14 protein-coding genes are annotated in these 16205 nt (G+C 62.0%); 6 read left to right on the top strand and 8 right to left on the bottom strand.

The window, feature by feature from the left end:
• Positions 1-759: 759 nt before the first annotated feature.
• Positions 760-1611 carry a pyridoxal kinase PdxY gene (pdxY, locus tag FFI89_RS19620; protein ID WP_138829338.1) on the bottom strand — a complete coding sequence of 284 codons (852 nt, stop codon included), beginning with the start codon at positions 1609-1611 and terminating at the stop codon, positions 760-762.
• Between the two features lie 108 nt (positions 1612-1719).
• Between pdxY and FFI89_RS19615 the strand changes: the two genes are divergently transcribed.
• The 3 genes from FFI89_RS19615 (at position 1720) to FFI89_RS19605 (ending at position 3173) form a co-directional block, all read left to right on the top strand.
• A complete protein-coding gene (locus FFI89_RS19615) occupies positions 1720-1989 on the top strand; it encodes a DUF2312 domain-containing protein (RefSeq protein WP_138829337.1) in 270 nt (89 codons plus the stop codon).
• Between the two features lie 303 nt (positions 1990-2292).
• Positions 2293-2562: a hypothetical protein gene (locus FFI89_RS19610; protein WP_138829336.1), complete on the top strand. Its 270-nt coding sequence runs from the start codon at positions 2293-2295 to the stop codon at positions 2560-2562.
• A 203-nt stretch (positions 2563-2765) separates the two neighbouring features.
• Positions 2766-3173 carry a cupin domain-containing protein gene (locus tag FFI89_RS19605; protein ID WP_168212957.1) on the top strand — a complete coding sequence of 136 codons (408 nt, stop codon included), beginning with the start codon at positions 2766-2768 and terminating at the stop codon, positions 3171-3173.
• A 259-nt stretch (positions 3174-3432) separates the two neighbouring features.
• Here the strand turns inward: FFI89_RS19605 and FFI89_RS19600 are convergent, their stop codons facing one another.
• Positions 3433-4359: a hotdog domain-containing protein gene (locus tag FFI89_RS19600; RefSeq protein ID WP_138829334.1), complete on the bottom strand. Its 927-nt coding sequence runs from the start codon at positions 4357-4359 to the stop codon at positions 3433-3435.
• 156 nt (positions 4360-4515) lie between these two features.
• Between FFI89_RS19600 and FFI89_RS19595 the strand changes: the two genes are divergently transcribed.
• Entirely contained in the window at positions 4516-4884 is a 369-nt protein-coding gene (locus FFI89_RS19595) for a hypothetical protein (protein WP_138829333.1), read from the top strand.
• A gap of 51 nt (positions 4885-4935) precedes the next feature.
• On the opposite strand, the gene FFI89_RS19590 is transcribed toward FFI89_RS19595, so the two are convergent.
• Positions 4936-5688, bottom strand: a complete 753-nt coding sequence (locus FFI89_RS19590) for an SDR family NAD(P)-dependent oxidoreductase (protein WP_138829332.1) — start codon at positions 5686-5688, stop codon at positions 4936-4938.
• Positions 5689-5782: 94 nt separating this feature from the next.
• Between FFI89_RS19590 and FFI89_RS19585 the strand changes: the two genes are divergently transcribed.
• Positions 5783-6100, top strand: a complete 318-nt coding sequence (locus FFI89_RS19585) for a helix-turn-helix transcriptional regulator (protein ID WP_138829331.1) — start codon at positions 5783-5785, stop codon at positions 6098-6100.
• Between the two features lie 34 nt (positions 6101-6134).
• Here the strand turns inward: FFI89_RS19585 and FFI89_RS19580 are convergent, their stop codons facing one another.
• From FFI89_RS19580 to FFI89_RS19565, 3 genes are all read right to left on the bottom strand, one after another.
• Positions 6135-6383 (bottom strand): DUF2442 domain-containing protein, encoded by a 249-nt coding sequence (locus FFI89_RS19580; protein WP_138829330.1) that lies wholly within the window; start codon positions 6381-6383, stop codon positions 6135-6137.
• A gap of 439 nt (positions 6384-6822) precedes the next feature.
• Positions 6823-7920 carry a DUF4238 domain-containing protein gene (locus FFI89_RS19570; RefSeq protein ID WP_168212956.1) on the bottom strand — a complete coding sequence of 366 codons (1098 nt, stop codon included), beginning with the start codon at positions 7918-7920 and terminating at the stop codon, positions 6823-6825.
• A gap of 176 nt (positions 7921-8096) precedes the next feature.
• Positions 8097-11840: a vitamin B12-dependent ribonucleotide reductase gene (locus FFI89_RS19565; protein ID WP_138829328.1), complete on the bottom strand. Its 3744-nt coding sequence runs from the start codon at positions 11838-11840 to the stop codon at positions 8097-8099.
• Between the two features lie 761 nt (positions 11841-12601).
• Here FFI89_RS19565 and FFI89_RS19560 point away from each other — a divergent pair.
• Entirely contained in the window at positions 12602-13501 is a 900-nt protein-coding gene (locus tag FFI89_RS19560) for a DMT family transporter (RefSeq protein ID WP_138829327.1), read from the top strand.
• Here FFI89_RS19560 and FFI89_RS19555 read toward each other — a convergent pair.
• Both FFI89_RS19555 and FFI89_RS19550 read right to left on the bottom strand, forming a co-directional pair.
• On the bottom strand, positions 13464-15767 hold the full coding sequence (locus FFI89_RS19555) for a CHASE3 domain-containing protein (RefSeq protein ID WP_138829326.1): 2304 nt from the start codon (positions 15765-15767) through the stop codon (positions 13464-13466). The genes FFI89_RS19560 and FFI89_RS19555 overlap by 38 nt on opposite strands.
• A gap of 16 nt (positions 15768-15783) precedes the next feature.
• A complete protein-coding gene (locus tag FFI89_RS19550) occupies positions 15784-16188 on the bottom strand; it encodes a response regulator (protein WP_138829325.1) in 405 nt (134 codons plus the stop codon).
• Between the last annotated feature and the right edge of the window lie 17 nt (positions 16189-16205).

Here is a 16205-nt window from a genome sequence, read left to right as displayed (position 1 = left end):
CATCTGAGGTCTGGTCCTTCGGACCATCCCGGAATGACGGCGGATAGATACAACTTCGCGTTCTCGCGGCGCGATACGCCCGAGGTTTTGCATTTCGTTTGTCCCTCTTCGGTGAAGAGGGCGCGGGGAAGACCGGGTGCGCGCTGCACCCGCGGTCTCGCGTGCGATGGCACTAAATAAAGCTGCACACGAGCATACAGGTTCAGCGGAAACACTCCGGCCTCCCCCACGCAACGGCTTTACGGCTTACTTCGTGCTCACCCCGGTGAACGGGCTTGGTTGTCACCGTCATCCGCAAGAAGCGTTAGCTCCCCACGAACTTGACGCCAGCGTCGCGGCATCAGGTCCACACGACTTCACCGTACGCCTTTGCCGCGCTCGTCAGTCGCAGCATCGGCGTCCATCGCATCCCACCGCACGTTCGTGACGATCGCGATCGCCCCTCTTGTCGCGGGAGACGGGCGGAGTTAGACGGCTGATTTGCCCGACGGCGCAATGGAAATATTTTTGCGCCAAGCACTAGACAGACTTTGGTGATTTGCCCGTCGGGTCGTTTTGTCGCACGCTGAAATGACGGTGAGCCGTCATTCCGGGGCGATGCGAAGCATCGAACCTCAGATGTGCACTTGCACATCGGGGAATCTCGAGATTCCCCGATGCGCAATTGCGCATCTGAGGTCTGGTCCATCGGACCATCCCGGAATGACAGTCGATAGACACGACTTCGCCTTCGTCGCTATGCTCCTCGCAATGACGGTGCTAGCCGATCGCGGTGGCGTCGAACCGGCGCGTCGGGTGGACCAGCTGTTCGGCGCTCTCGACGATACGCATTTCCGCGGTGCCTGCAGCCGCGGTGCGCTCCAGCACGGCGTAGATCGCGGAAGCGGCGTGGCCGAGTGCTTGCGGCGTGTCCTTGCCCTGAACGCGCGCGGCAGCGAATAGCGCGGCAAAGAGATCGCCGGTGCCGGACGGGCTGATCGGCAGCTTTGGCGTGCGCACGCGCCAGCTTTGCGCTTTCTCGACAGCAAGGGTTTCGATCTCGCCGTCGGGCGTATCCGATAATTCGGCGCTGGTAATGACGATGGTCGATGGACCGCGCGCCAGCAACGTTTGCGCCTGCGCGATCATGTCAGCCCTTGTGCCGGCTCGCGCGCCGACGAGGGTTTCGAACTCGAAATGATTGGGCGTGATGATATCGGCCAGCGGACAGAGCCGGTCACGCACCAGCTGTGGGATGTCGGACTGGACGAACAGGCCGCGGTCGCGATCCCCGAGCACGGGATCGCAGCAATAGAGCAGGGTAGGGTTGCGCGCTTTGGCACGGATGACGAAGTCCGCGACCACGGCCGCGATGTCGGCCGAGCCGAGATAGCCCGACAGGATCATGCGCGATGTCTCGACCGCGCCGCGCTCCTCGATCCCGAGCAGCAGATCCGCGACCAGTTGCGCCTCCAGCACCCGGCCGCGGAGGGTCGGGTAACCCGGCCGGTTGCTCAACAGCGTGGTCGGCACCGCTGTCACGTCGATGCCGTGCATCTGCAGCGGAAACACCGCGGCGCTGTTGCCGACATGGCCGAAAGCGACCTGCGACTGGATCGAAATCACGTTCATGTGGATGGGATCGCGGAGTGTCGGGTTCCTGGGGCTAATGCCGTCGAGGTTAACACATTGGTGATTTCTTTGCGGTCATTTTCACGACCTCACCAACCAAGAGGCACCATGTCAGACATCACCATTCCCGGCGGCAAGATCCGTTCTTTTGTGGAGCGGGTCGAGAACATCGACAGCGAATTGCAGGAACTGAACGAGCAGAAGAAGGAAGTTTTCGCAGAGGCCAAGGGCGAGGGCTTCGATGTGAAGATCCTCAAGGAGATCATCAAGCTGCGCAAGCAGGACAAGAACGAGCGCGACGAACGCGAAGGCCTGCTCGATCTCTACATGCGCGCGATGGAAACCGCGCCGCCGGAAAAGACAGCGAAGGCGGCCTGAGTATCTCAAGTAGGGTGGGTTAGGCGGAAGCCGTAACCCACCGCCTTGTTGCGACGGCGGATTACGCTGACGCTAATCCGCCCTACGAAGTGCATGTCACCGACGTCGCTCTCAGCGCAAGCGAGCGCATCGCACGCGCTGAGCGCGCCGGTCCGCTGACTACGGTGCCCGCAAAAAATTTCCAACGAATCTTCACGACTGAATTGACGCTGCGATCACGTTATTGTGCGTCGCAACAATGAGCTATTGCAATGCAATAAGCGACGTATAAGTCTGTATTTCAAGCCATTAAGGAGAACTGACGTGAAGAAGATTTCCCTGTCCGTCGCTGCCGCCGCTGTCCTCGCGATGACGGCTGTGACCGGCGCTGTCGCGGGCGAGTTGCCGGCTTACGAAAAGGCGGGCCTGCCGGTTTCTGCCGTGCAGCTTCAGGTGCTGGGCGCTGAAAACGTCAGCGAACAGGCGCCGGTCGCCATGTCGGCGACGCCGGTTCAGCTCAGCGTCCTGACGCCGCGGCATAAGACCAAGACCGCGGAAGGCCCGAACGAGACTACCAGTCGCGCGATTCATTGACAGTACGTAGGGTGGGTGGAGCGAAGCGATACCCATCACCTCACGGGCGGTATTGATGGGTATCGCTTCGCTCCACCCATCCTACAAATAACAGAAGCCCGCGATGCGTCGCGGGCTTTTGTCGTGATGCGCGCGCTGGGCGGAATATGCTAGCATCGTTCCCGCCGGCTCACGGAGATGAGCCGCATCCAGGGAGCGAGGCCATGAACAAGCCCGAAAAAACCTCAACGACAACGTCAAGGCCCGTCAACCCGCCGAACCTTCGCTCGACCATCGTCGCTGCCTCCAGCATGCCCTGGCAGCCGACGCAGTTCGCCGGGATCGAGATGAAAATTCTCTACAGCGATGACGAAGGGCGCTCCACCATCCTGTTCAAGATGGCGCCCGGTGCCGTGGTGCCGCTGCACGAGCACACCGCGCTCGAACAGACCTTCATGCTCGAAGGGTCGCTGGAAGACGCCGAGGGAAGCTGCGGGCCGGGCGACTTCGTGTGGCGGCCGGGCGGCAACATCCATGTCGCGCATGCACCCAACGGTGCGATGTTTCTATCGGTGTTCACCCGTCCGAACAGATTCTTCGACGGCACCAAGTTTTTCACGGCCGAGAAGTAGCCCGCATGAGCGAAAGCGATATGCGGGATGGTGTGAGAGAGGCCCCGGATATCGCTTTCGCTCATCCGGGCTACGAAGCAAACCTGTTGTTAAGACTTCGCCCGCGCTGATTTGAGCGACTCCGATTCGTTCTTTGCGAACAGAACCGAGTCGAATGAAGAACAAAACTGCGTCTGCTTCGTAGCCCGGATGAGCGAAGCGATATCCGGGGCGGTGTGAGAGATGTCCCGGATATCGCTTCGCTCATCCGGGCTATATATTATTCCTCTTCCGTATCCGCCGTCCGCCGCAGCATGAAATGTCCGAACGCCGTGGCGATCGGTTTGGCGCGGTCGTCCTGCCACGCCTGGGCTTCGAAGGCGACGATGCGCAGCCCCTGCTTGACGATCGAGACGCTGGCAAAACTGTCCCGCGCCCGGCCGGAGCGGAGATAATTGACCGTGAGGCCGATCGGCTTCGGCGTCGCTGATGCGCCGAGTTCGCGCGTCACGCCGACGATCGCGGTGGTTTCGAGGAAGGCGCCAGTCATGCCGCCGTGGATCGCGGGCAGGATCGGATTGCCGATGATTTTTGGCGAGAACGGCATCACCAGCGTGCCTTGTTCAGTTCCTTGGTCATGGTCGCGAATGCCGAGCCAGCGCGCGAACGGGCTGTTGGCGAACAGGCCGGTCGTATCTTGGGGCGCATCGAGCGCCGGCAGCGCCTGATGCTCGGTCGGCCGCTCCAGCATGTTGGTGCGGTTGGCGCCGACCATGAAGCAGGCGGTCGCGGTGGCGACCGGTTCGTCCTCGGTCTCCTGGTAGGCGGTGGCGCGCACGAACGCGATCGAGCGGGTGACGCGATAGCAGACCGAATGCGCGCGGATGTCGAGCCCCGGCGTCGCCGGCTTCTGGTAGTCGATCCGCAGGTCCAGCGTCGCGATCGCGCCGGTGCCGTCGAGCGCGAGCTGCACCGCCATGCCGCAGGTCTCGTCCAGCATCGCCGTGACCACGCCGCCGTGGATCACGCCGGTCTCGGTGTCGCCGACGAACACCGGCCGGTACGGCAGGCTGGTCCAGGCCTCGCTGGGCGCAGCGCGGTCGAGCGCAAGCCCGCTGATATAGCCATAGGCCGAACGGCGGCGGCCGACGGCGTGGAGCAGTTGGTCGAACGGGAGGGGCGAGGAGGGGGGCGAGGTGCTGGACATGGCGGCGTTCTAGCCCACGTTGCCGAGGCAGGCAAAGGTGGTGCGGCAGCCCACATTTTGCCACTGGCACGCGCCAGATTGCGTTTCGCCTCTGCTGTCGCTGATGCAAGCGGCGGTGGGCAGGTCTCTCATCCGTTCAGCCACCGGCCAAAATTGATGTCGTCAACGAAAACGGGCTGCGGTCTTGTTGTTTTTACCGTTTTGGCTGCGTTGGGCGGCTCGGCGGCCGTCGCGCAGAATCTCGATCAGGACAAGCCGGCGCCAAAAATGTTTGCCGAGAGCTGCGCGACTTGCCATCGCAGCGCGCGCGGGCTCGCCAAGGGCCGGTTCAGCCTCAGGCTTTATCTGTTCCTGCAAGACCACTACACCAGCAATTCCAGCTCGGCCTGGGCGCTCACGAGCTATCTGGAATCCGTCGACAGTGCGAAGCGCAGCCCATCGCGCGCCGCGGCAAGGCCGCCAGCCGCCACCGCTGGTACGTCACGGTCATCGCTGCGTCCGCCGATGCCGGTGCCGACGCGATAGGCCGCAAGCACGCAGGATGGGTTTCCCCATCCTGCGTGCTGCGCCGGGCGCTTAGTGCAGGCCGCCCGTCACGTGCAATGTTTCGCCGGTGACGTACGAAGCATCATCCGAAGCAAAGAACGCCACCGCCGCCGCGATCTCCTCGACCTTGCCGATCCGGCCCAGTGGCGTGACGGATTCGATCCACTTGCGCATGTCACCTTCGTCCAACCCTGCGGAAACCACGCCTTCGGTGGCGATCATGCCGGGGTTGACGGTGTTGACGCGGATCTTTCGCGGCGCCAGTTCCTTTGACAGCACCGAGGAGATGGCGTCCACCGAGGCCTTGGTCGCGGTGTAGACGGCGGTGTTCGGCGGCGCCATCGTCGACACGCCGGAACTGATGTTGACGATGCTGCCGCCGGCCTCGTTGAAGTGCCGCGCGGCTTCCTGCGAGACTTGCAGCAGGCCAAGCACGTTGAGATCGAAATGCTTGTGGAAGTGCTCGGCGGTAATGCCATCCAGCGGCGCGAACTCGTAGAGCCCGGCATTGTTGACGAGGATGTCGATCGGGCCAAATGCCTTCACGGTCTCGGCCACCACCGATTTCACATGGCCGGCGTCGGTGAGATTGCCGTGCACGGCCACGGCTTTGCCGCCCTTGCCGGTGATCGCAGCGACCACGCGCTCGGCCGCCTGCTTGCTGGCGCTGTAGTTCACGGCGACCGCCGCACCCTCGGCGGCGAGGCGAACCGCGATCTCGGCGCCGATACCCTTTGATGCGCCGGTTACCAGCGCCACTTTGCCTTCAAGTCTCTTGGTCATCTTGCTCTCCATCTCCGCACACGTGCGAATTGTTCAGTAGTTCAGTAATAATGAACTATTGAATGTGTTCAAGGGGAGCGCTATATATTTAGGCATGGTGCAATTCGTTCACCCGCAGCGTGAGGACATCACATTGGCCGGAGTGCTGGCAGCACTGGCGGACCCGATGCGGCTGCGTATCGTCAAAAGCCTGCTGGATGAGAATGATTGCATGTCCTGCACGGCCGCAGCGCCGTGCCCCGGCATGGCCAAGTCGACCCTGTCGAACCATTTCCGCATTCTGCGCGAAGCCGGATTGATCCAGACCTCGAAAAAAGGCGTCGAGCACCGCAATGTCGTCCGCGAAGCGGATATCAATGCGCGCTTTCCGAAATTGCTGAAGACGATTTTGGGATTTTCGGAGCAGGGGTAGGCTAGGGTAAGCGAACGGATCGCGCGAATGCGCGCTATGCCGCGTGCTCCGGCGAATGCGTCACGTCTCCGCGGCCGGCCAATAAGCCGGCGACTGAAATATCCTCGTCGATCGCTTCCCAGTGCAGGCCCACACGGCTCAATTCGACCTGCTGGCGTTCGGCAGGTGTTGCGTGCAAAAGCCGCGGAAACCACGCGAGCGGCACGCCGAGCGTCCGGCCATCGGACAGCTCGACCCACATCGTGTGTTCGTCAAACCGAACGCTAGTTGCCGAAGTGGTCATGCCACGCTCTCAGAATAAGGTCGCGGTTCTCTGCGGCCACCTGAATAATATTCGAAAGTTCTCTTGGATTAAAGCCGTAACTGTCTGCTGGCGCGTAGGAAGGGTGGAGCTTAGCGATACCCATCAATTGAATGGCAGGTTGCGATAGTGATGGGTTTCGCAAGAGTTCAACCCATTCTACGCGCTGTTCCTGCAAGACCACTACACCAGCAATTCCAGCTCGGCCTGGGCGCTCACGAGCTATCTGGAATCCGTCGACAGTGCGAAGCCCAGCCCATCGCGCGCCGCGGCGAAGCCGCCAGCCGCCAACGCGGGTACGTCACGGTCATCCCTACGTCCGCCGATGTCGGTGCCGACGCGGTAGCAGACCGAATGCGCGCCGATGGCGAACCGGGCGTCAACGGCTTCTAGTAATCGATGCGCCGGACTAGCGTCGCGACTACGCTGTAGGTTCTTTGAAACGGAAAGGGCGTATAGGCGAGCTAGGAGAGAGCCAGTCTTCTTTCCTCACATGGCCAACGCTACTGCCATTGCCAAATGTTTTGATTTTCGACCGAAAGGTCAATTGTGAAGGCCATCGTTGCGGCTTTCGCGACAACAATTCCGTGTGGGTGAGGTTAGCTGTCTCCAGTTCATCGGATTCTGCGACTCGGAAGGTTTGGACGTCTTGATCTTCGCTATCCAAGATTAGCATCGTATTCCGGAAAGTAGGCATTTGTCGTTCGCTCTTGGAAGCGCGAAGCAGTTCGCCAATCTTGTCTGATGCGCTTGGTTGAGAAAAATAGAGGTTCTCGGTCGCGGATAAAACCTGCAGCTCATTCAGAGCCGAGACGTCAGCGTCTTTTCTTACCTCCACGAAGCCAGAGGAGTTAGCTATCGTATAGGCGGCCCGATCGTAAGCGATGAATGAAAGCTTGGGGCTGAGTGGCAATGAGAATATAGCCCCTGAATTGGAGACCCCAAAATTTCGATTATTCCATCGCTGCAGGTGCAATCGGTTGGTCAGAACCGATGGATTGTCGGAGATCACGAAATCGGTTGAAGATCTGTTTAAGAAGATCGATACTTTCAAATCCAAAGTGTATTTGAGCATATCGACACCCATCCTCATCGACATCACGACGATTTCGTTGTGAGTCAAGTCGAGTTCGTGACGTTGCTCTTGGTGTCCCGCTAGGACTTTGTCTTTGAAATCCTCCTGCTGCAGCTTCATCTCCTCGATTGTCGCCGCAGTGCGCCTCCACTGGACGAGGGAAAAAAGCAGGAGCTGACGTTTTTCATCGTCGTTTGGCATATCGCCTTGCTGCAACTTCTTTAGAGTTGCTGCAAACTCTCCTTCGAGTGAAGCTAAGATGGATTCAATTTTTCTGTCATGGCCGTAAAAATAATCGCGAGAACATTGGCTCTTGACCGAGGCGTTCCAAATGGGTCGGTCGCGCGCAATATTGAAGACGTTTATTGCGGTACCGGCGCCGGCCAGTGTGAACGGTCGGAGAAGGCATCGCGGAACGAAGTGCTGATTCTTGTTGTTTGGCACACGGAAAGTTCCTGAGAGCAGTCTCGCTATGTCTTCGAATTGGATCAGGGATCGCGTTCGTAAGGCGGCAATCTTTCTTAACTGACGCGTTGGGACCGAATTCCCTTCTCATATCGAAAGGGCGACCGTTTGGCCGCCCTTTCCATTTGCTCGCGATTTCGATGATTGCGATATTCTCAGCTGCACCCCGTCGTGCTGCCACACGTATCGCACTTCATGCAGGTGCCATTCCGCACCAGCGTGAAGTTGCCGCACTCCGAGCACATCTCGCCTTCGTAGCCTTTGGCTTTCGCTTCGGCGCGGCGCTCGGCCTTGGAGGGCGCAGCGGCTTGCGCGGTGCCCGCCTTGCTCCACTGCATGGCTTCCAGCTTTTCGGTCGGCGACAGGTCGTGCTGGACTTCCTGCTTCAGCGCGACCGCGCCTTCCAACGTGTCGGCGAGGCGGGCGCTGGGGCCGTGGCCGGCGATCGCGGTGACGTTGCTGGCGCCGCGGGCGTCGGTATCGCTGGGGGTCGAGCGCATGACGACGAGCTTGTCGGTGCGCGAGCGGGTCAGGCCCTTCGACACATATTTGGTCGAGTGCGACGGATCCGGCTCCTTGCCTTCCTCGACGCCGCGGCCGAGCGCGTCGAAGTTCGACTCGCTGGGATCGACATGGGCGAGATCGAAGCGCGACATGTAGCTGACCGCGAGTTCGCGGAACACATAGTCGAGGATCGAGGTCGCGTACTTGATCGAGTCGTTGCCCTGCACGGGGCCCGCCGGCTCGAAGCGGGTGAAGGTGAAGGCGTCGACATATTCCTCCAGCGGCACGCCGTATTGCAGGCCGAGCGACACCGCGATGGCGAAGTTGTTGATGAAGGAGCGCAGTGCGGCGCCTTCCTTGTGCATGTCGATGAAGATCTCACCGATCCGGCCGTCGTCATATTCGCCGGTACGCAGATAGACCTTGTGCCCGCCGACCACCGCCTTCTGGGTATAACCCTTGCGGCGATCCGGCATCTTCTCGCGCTCGCGCATCACCACGATGCGCTCGACCAGCTTCTCGACGATCTTTTCCGAGACCTGGGCGGTACGCGCCGCCATCGGCTTGTCGTAATAGGCGTCGGTCGCATCCTCCTCGTCGTCATCGTCGGCGATGAGCTGCGAATTCAGCGGCTGCGACAGCTTTGAGCCGTCGCGATAGAGCGCGTTGGCCTTCAGCGCCAGTTTCCAGGACAGCAGGTAGGCGGACTTGCAATCCTCGACGGTGGCGTCGTTCGGCATGTTGATGGTTTTGGAGATCGCGCCCGAGATGAACGGCTGCGAGGCCGCCATCATCCGGATGTGGCTCTCGACCGACAGATAGCGCTTGCCGATCTTGCCGCAGGGGTTGGCGCAGTCGAACACCGCATAATGTTCGGCTTTGAGGTGGGGAGCTCCCTCCACCGTCATCGCACCGCAGATGTGAACGTTGGCGGCCTCGATCTCGCGCTTGGTGAAGCCGACGGCGGCGAGCAGGTCGAAGCCGGGGGCCGCGATCGCTTCCGGCGCGAGGTTCAGCACCTCACGCAGAAAATCTTCGCCAAAGGTCCACTTGTTGAAGGCGAACTTGATGTCGAACGCGGTCGGCAGCGCCTTTTCCACCTTGGCCAGCGCTTCGTCGGTGAAGCCCTTGGCCTTCAGCGTCGAGACGTTGATGCCGGGCGCGTTGGAGAGCGAGCCGTGGCCGACGGCGTAGGCCTCGATCTCGGCAATATCGGCCTCGGAGTAGCCGAGCGTGCGCAGGGCGACCGGGACGGCCTGGTTGATGATCTTCCAGTAGCCGCCGCCGGCGAGCTTCTTGAATTTTACCAGCGCGAAGTCAGGCTCGATGCCGGTGGTGTCGCAATCCATCACCAGACCGATGGTGCCGGTCGGCGCCACCACGGTGGTCTGCGCGTTGCGATAGCCGTGCTTCTCGCCGAGCGCCAGCGCGTCGTCCCAGGCAGCAATAGCATGGGTGACGATGTCGGCCTGCGGGCACGAGGCGTGGTCGAGCGGGACTGGGCTCACGGCGAGCGCCTCATAGCCGCGCGATTCGCCGTGCGCGGCGCGGCGGTGGTTGCGGATCACGCGCAGCATGTGCTGGGCGTTCTTCTTGTAGCCGGGGAAGGTGCCGAGTTCGGCGGCCATCTCGGCGGAGGTCTTGTAGGAGATGCCGGTCATGATCGCGGTCAGCGCGCCGCAAAGCGCGCGGCCTTCCTTCGAGTCATACGACAGACCCATGGTCATCAGCAGACCGCCGATGTTCGCAAAACCGAGGCCGAGCGTGCGGAACTCGTAGGAGAGTTCGGCGATCGCCTTTGAGGGGAACTGCGCCATCATGACGGAGATTTCCAGCACGACGGTCCAGAGCCGGCACAGATGCTCGTAGGATTCGACGTCGAACCGCTTGGTCGTGGTCGAATAGAACGTGATCAGGTTGGCGGAGGCCAGGTTGCAGGCGGTGTCGTCCAGGAACATGTATTCCGAGCACGGATTGGAGGCGCGGATGTCGCCGGACGCCTTGCAGGTGTGCCAGTCGTTCATGGTGGTGTTGAAGTGCAGGCCGGGATCGGCCGAGGCCCAGGCGGCGTGGCCGATCTTTTCCCAGAGGTCGCGCGCCTTGAGCGTCTTCGTCACCTTCTTGTTGGTGCGGCCGATCAGGTTCCAGTCGCCGTCGGTTTCCACGGCGCGGAGGAAATCGTCCTTCAGCGAGACCGAGTTGTTGGAGTTCTGGCCGGACACGGTGAGGTAGGCTTCCGAATCCCAGTCGGTGTCGTAGGTCGGAAAGTCGATGTCCTTGTAGCCCTGCTTGGCGAACTGGATCACCCGCTTGATGACGTTGTCGGACACCAGCGAACGGCGCGCGAGCTTGATCTCGCGGCGCAGGGCAGGGTTCTTCTCGGGGTCGAAGCAGTCGTCGCCCGAACCTTCGCAATTGACGCAGGCCTTCAGCACGGCCTTCAGATGCTTCTGGTTGATCTTGGAGCCGGTGACCAGCGCCGCAACCTTCTGCTCCTCCTTCACCTTCCAGTCGATATAGGTCTCGATATCCGGGTGATCAGCGTCGACCACGACCATCTTGGCCGCGCGGCGGGTGGTACCGCCGGACTTGATCGCGCCGGCGGCGCGGTCGCCGATCTTGAGGAAGCTCATCAGGCCGGAGGAGCGGCCGCCGCCGGACAGCTTTTCGCCTTCGCCGCGCAGGCGCGAGAAGTTCGAGCCGGTGCCGGAGCCATATTTGAACAGGCGCGCCTCGCGGACCCAGAGGTCCATGATGCCGCCCTCGTTGACGAGGTCGTCACCGACGCCCTGGATGAAGCAGGCATGCGGCTGCGGATGCTCGTAAGCCGACTTGGATTTGGTCAGTTTGCCGGTGAAGGGATCGACGTAATAGTGGCCCTGGCCGGGACCATCGACGCCGTAGGCCCAGTGCAGGCCGGTGTTGAACCACTGCGGCGAGTTCGGCGCGACCATCTGCTTGGCCAGCATGAAGCGCAACTCGTCGAAGAACGCGCTCGCGTCTTCTTCCGACGAGAAGTAGTTGCCCTTCCAGCCCCAATAGGTCCAGCAGCCGGCGAGGCGGTCGAACACCTGTTTGGCGCTGAGTTCGCTGACGAAGCGCTCGTTCTCGGGAAGGAGCGCCAGGGCCTCGGTGTCGGGCACCGAGCGCCACAGCCAGGACGGCACGGTCTCTTCCTCGACCTTCTTCAGGCGCGCGGCGACGCCCGCTTTACGGAAATACTTCTGCGCCAAGACGTCGGAGGCGACCTGCGACCAGAACTGGGGCACCTCGACGTTTTCCAGGCGGAACACGATCGAACCGTCGGGGTTGCGGATCTCAGATGTCGTCAATCTGAAATCAATCCCTGCGTAGGGTGACTGGCCGGAAGTGGTGTTGCGCCGTTCGATTCGCATGGTCGTGCCCCGTCTCTTCTTTGACCGGCCCGCTTTCCGCGAGAACCGGATGTTATTCCTTGAGCGGACTCCCTGACCATGGCCGTCCAAAACAACTGTTTTGGACAACCCTGACCGCGCCATCCGCAGCTCAACCGGTGAAACCCGGCCTGTTCTCTGGCACTCCCAGGGCAACCCGAAGGGTTTCCGAGGTCATGCAATTCAACGCCCCAACGCTTCTACCGACGCATCTTCTGGGCCTATTCCGGCCCGTTTCTGGCGCCCCGAAGAACCCTGGGAATTCTCAGAAGAATTCCCGAGAACCGAGGGCAGACAAGCCCTCATCCGCTGCCTCAACCGGCCGTCGGAGTGGTCGTTTCGGAACCCATTTGGGATGACCGGCGGGGACCCAAAACACACTCGCGCCGAACGGGTTGAAAACTAGGCCAACTCCGTCTCGTCCGTCAAGGACTAGTACGAGTTCCTGAATCAAATACTAAATATGGTGGACAAGGGGGGATAACAGGGGGCAATGCCGCGTCTGTGATGGGTCCAAGTATCAGTGAGTCCTCACAGATTCCCAAGCGTAAAAAATTGTTTGGCGGGGTCAAAATCCCGACTGCTCCCGCTGTTCACAGGGCAACTATTTATTCGGCGCAAAGGATTGCGCTGGCGAGACTCACGTAGGCCTACGGAGGGTTCCGCCCTGACATGCGCGCCAACCGATAGTCTCGGGTCCAAATACGCGGCAGGGTGCCCGCCTGATTCTTGCCGGTACCCTCATGACCAACCCGTCCCCCACCAATGCGCCTGCGCGCCTCGCCCCCGCAGGCCTGATGTTCCTCGCCATCACGTCGGTGGGCTGGGGCTTCAATTGGCCGGTCACCAAATACCTGCTCAGCGAGCTGCCGGTGCTGACCTTCCGGGGCCTCACCGGCGTGATCGGCGCGGCGCTGCTGGCCGCCTTCGCGCTAGTGATGGGACAGAGCCTGCGGGTCGAGCGCCGGTTGTGGCCGCGGCTGATGCTGGCGGCACTGCTCAACGTCACCGGCTGGATGGTGCTGATGGGGCTGGCGCTGCTCTGGCTGCCGGCCAGCGAAGCCGCGCTGATCGCCTACACCATGCCGGTCTGGGCCTCGCTGCTGGCCTGGCCGGTGCTCGGCGAGCGGCCGACCTTGCTGCGCAGCTTCGCGCTGGTGATGGCGTTCGCGGGCCTTGCCGCGATCATGGGCGGCAACGGCTTCACCGCGAGCGCAGCCAAACTGCCGGGTATCTTGATGGCGCTGACGGCTGCCATTGGTTTCGCGCTCGGCACCGTGCTCGCCAAAAAACTGCCGCTGCAACTGCCGCCGATCCCGGCGGCGGCCTGGCAGATCGGGCTCGGCTGCTTTCCGGTGGCGGTGGCGGGTCTGCTGATCGAGACCACGCATATCGAGAAGGTCAGCCAGCTCGGCTGGTGGCTATTGTCCTATTCGATCGTGATCCAGTTCTGCATCGCCTATGTCAGCTGGTTTGCGGCGCTGGCGCGGCTGCCGGCGTCGGTAGCGGCGATCGGCACCATGGCGGTGCCCGTGATCGGCGTGGTGGCATCGGCGCTCGCGCTGCACGAGCCGCTGGGGTTGACACAGATCGTGGCGCTGGCCTTTACGCTGGCGGGCGTGGTGCTGGCGACGCGCTCATAAGCTGTTCAGGCGAAGCCGCTCCCGGATTGCCCGCCTTCAGCGCACGGCGGACCATGTCGGCCAACCCCGACTTGCGATAGGGCTTGCTCAAGAGCAGCACGCCGGGATCGAGCCGGCCCTGATGCACGATCGCGTTGTCGGTATAGCCGGAGGTATAGAGCACCTTCGTGCCCGGGCGGCGTAGCGCCACTTCATCGGCCAGTTGCCGGCCTGTCATGCCGCCGGGCAGGATGACGTCGGTGAACAGCAGGTCGAACGGCTGGCCGCTGTCGACGATGGCGAGCGTGGCCGGGCCGTCGGCGGCGGTCACCGTTTCATAGCCGAGCGACTTCAATTGCGCGGCGACGAAGTTGCGCACCAGGGCGTCGTCTTCGACCACGAGGATGGTCTCGTCGCCATGCAACGGCGGCGCCGCCGCGGCGGCCGGAGCCTCGACCTGGCCGCGGGCCGGCGGCAGATACAGCCTGATCGTGGTGCCGTGGCCGAGTTCGCTGTAGATCTTGATGTGACCGCCGGATTGCTTGACGAAGCCGTAGACCATGCTCAGGCCGAGCCCGGTTCCCTTGCCGACCTCCTTGGTGGTGAAGAACGGCTCGAACACCTTGTCCTGCACCTCCCTGGACATGCCGGTGCCGGTGTCGCTGACGGCGAGCATCACATAGGCGCCGGGCCGCGCGTCCGGATTGGCCTGGGCATAGGCTTCGTCGAGCACGACGTTGCGGGTCTCCAGCAACAGCTTGCCGCCATCGGGCATCGCATCGCGGGCGTTGATCGCCATGTTGAGCAGCGAGTTCGCGAGCTGCGAGGCGTCGATATGCGAGGTCGCCACCTCCTGCTCCAGGATCGAGTCGATCTCGATCTGTTCGCCGAGCGTCGGGCGGAGCAGTTTGGCGATATCGAGCACGGTGCCGTTGACGTCGATATTGCGCGGATGCAGCGGCTGGCGGCGGGCGAAGGCGAGCAGGTGCTGGATCAGTTCGCTGCAGCGCTCCGCCGCCTGGTCGATCATCGCCGCGGTCTTCTGCAGCGTCGGCATATGCTCCAGACCCGCGACCAGCGTTTCGGTGGTGCCGGTGATGACCGTCAGCATGTTGTTGAAGTCGTGCGCGACGCCGCCGGTAAGCTTGCCGATGGCGTCGAGCTTTTGCGATTGTTGCAGCTTGTGCTCGGTTTCGCGCCATTGCGAAATGTCGTGATAGACCAGCGCCGCGCCGCTGATCCCGCCCGAGGCGTCGCGCAGCGGGCGGCCGCTGACCACGAGATGCAGCGGATCGCGGCCGTCGGCGGGACGGATGACGATTTCCTGCTCGTCGAATGGTTCGCCGCGCAGCACCTGCGCGGAGGGCATTTCATCGGACGACAGCCGGGTCACCCCGTCGGCGTGATAGGCGACGCTTTGTCGCCGCAGTTCCCGGACGTTCATGCCCGGCTCGTAATTCAACAATTTCCCGGCCGCCTGGTTGGCGAGGATAATCTCGCCCCCGGCGTTGAGGACGATCACCGCTTCCGCAACGCTGTTGAAGGTGTTCTGCAGCACCTCGGTCGAATGCCGCAGCTCTTCATGGGCGGCGACCAGATGCTCGGTGCGCTCGGCCACCGCGGCCTCCAGGGATTCGTTGGCAGCTTGCGTCGCGTCCAGTGAGTGCTGAAGCTCGCGTCTTGATCGCCGCGACGTCTGGATCAGGGTTGTCGCCAGGATCAGGATCAGCACGACCCCGGCGAGATCGATGGCCAGCAGGAAGGCCCGGGTGGTGCTGGAAGCGGCGTAGCGATCGGCGAGGCGCGTTCTCACCTGGACAATGATTTTCTCAAGACCGATGTCGATCTTTTCCATGGTCGTGCGGCCTTCGGCCGTCGCCATCTGCGCGGCAGCTCCGGCGCTATCGCCGGCCGCCTGTAGCCTGATCAATTCGGCGCTGATAGCCATGCGTCTGATGGCAAGGGCCTTGGCTTGCTCGATCACGAGCTTCTCGTCGGGACGATCCGCAAACTCGGCAATCAGGTTGTCGAAAGCCGCCGGGACACCCTCACTGGCGTTGCGATATTCCCGGACGAAGTAGTCGTCCTTGCTGAGGGCGAAACCGCGCGCGGCGCTTTCGGATCGCCGGAGCAACAACTGGATATCGGCGAATTTCCGCAGCATACCCAGCGTCTCGCCAACCGCGACCGCGTCGATGCGCGACTTGACGTCCAAACCGATTGACGCGGCGCTGATCGCGAGCAGAATGGCAAGGCCAATTCCAATAATAACGCGCTGCGACGGCATGAACGGCTTTATTTCGCTAGTTTGAGAAACGCGCGGAGACTGTCGGCTTGTTGAGGCATTCATTTATCGTGGTCAACAGTGCGTTCGGCGTGAACGGCTTGCGCAGGCAGCATGCCGCGCCGAGTTCGATGGTCATCCGCAGGAAATCCGGCGCGCGCTCGGTGTTGGCGAAGGCATAACCTGACATCGCGACGATCGGCACCTCAGGCATGCGCTCGTGAAACATCCGGATCGATTCGAAGCCGCGCATATGCGGCATGAAGACGTCGATCAGCATGACGTCGAAGCGGCATGCTTCGATAGCGCGCATTCCCGCCTCACCACCGTCGGCGACGGTGACCTCGAAACCCTGGCGCGTCAGACAGAGCTCGATGGCGACGGATACCATCGGGTCGTCATCCACCACGAGAACGCGCGGCACAATGATTCCTTCTCCTT

It is taken from the genome of Bradyrhizobium sp. KBS0727, assembly GCF_005937885.2.
Lineage (GTDB): Bacteria > Pseudomonadota > Alphaproteobacteria > Rhizobiales > Xanthobacteraceae > Bradyrhizobium.
Note: the sequence above shows the minus strand (reverse complement) of the source record. Positions and strands in the feature narration are given on the sequence as shown.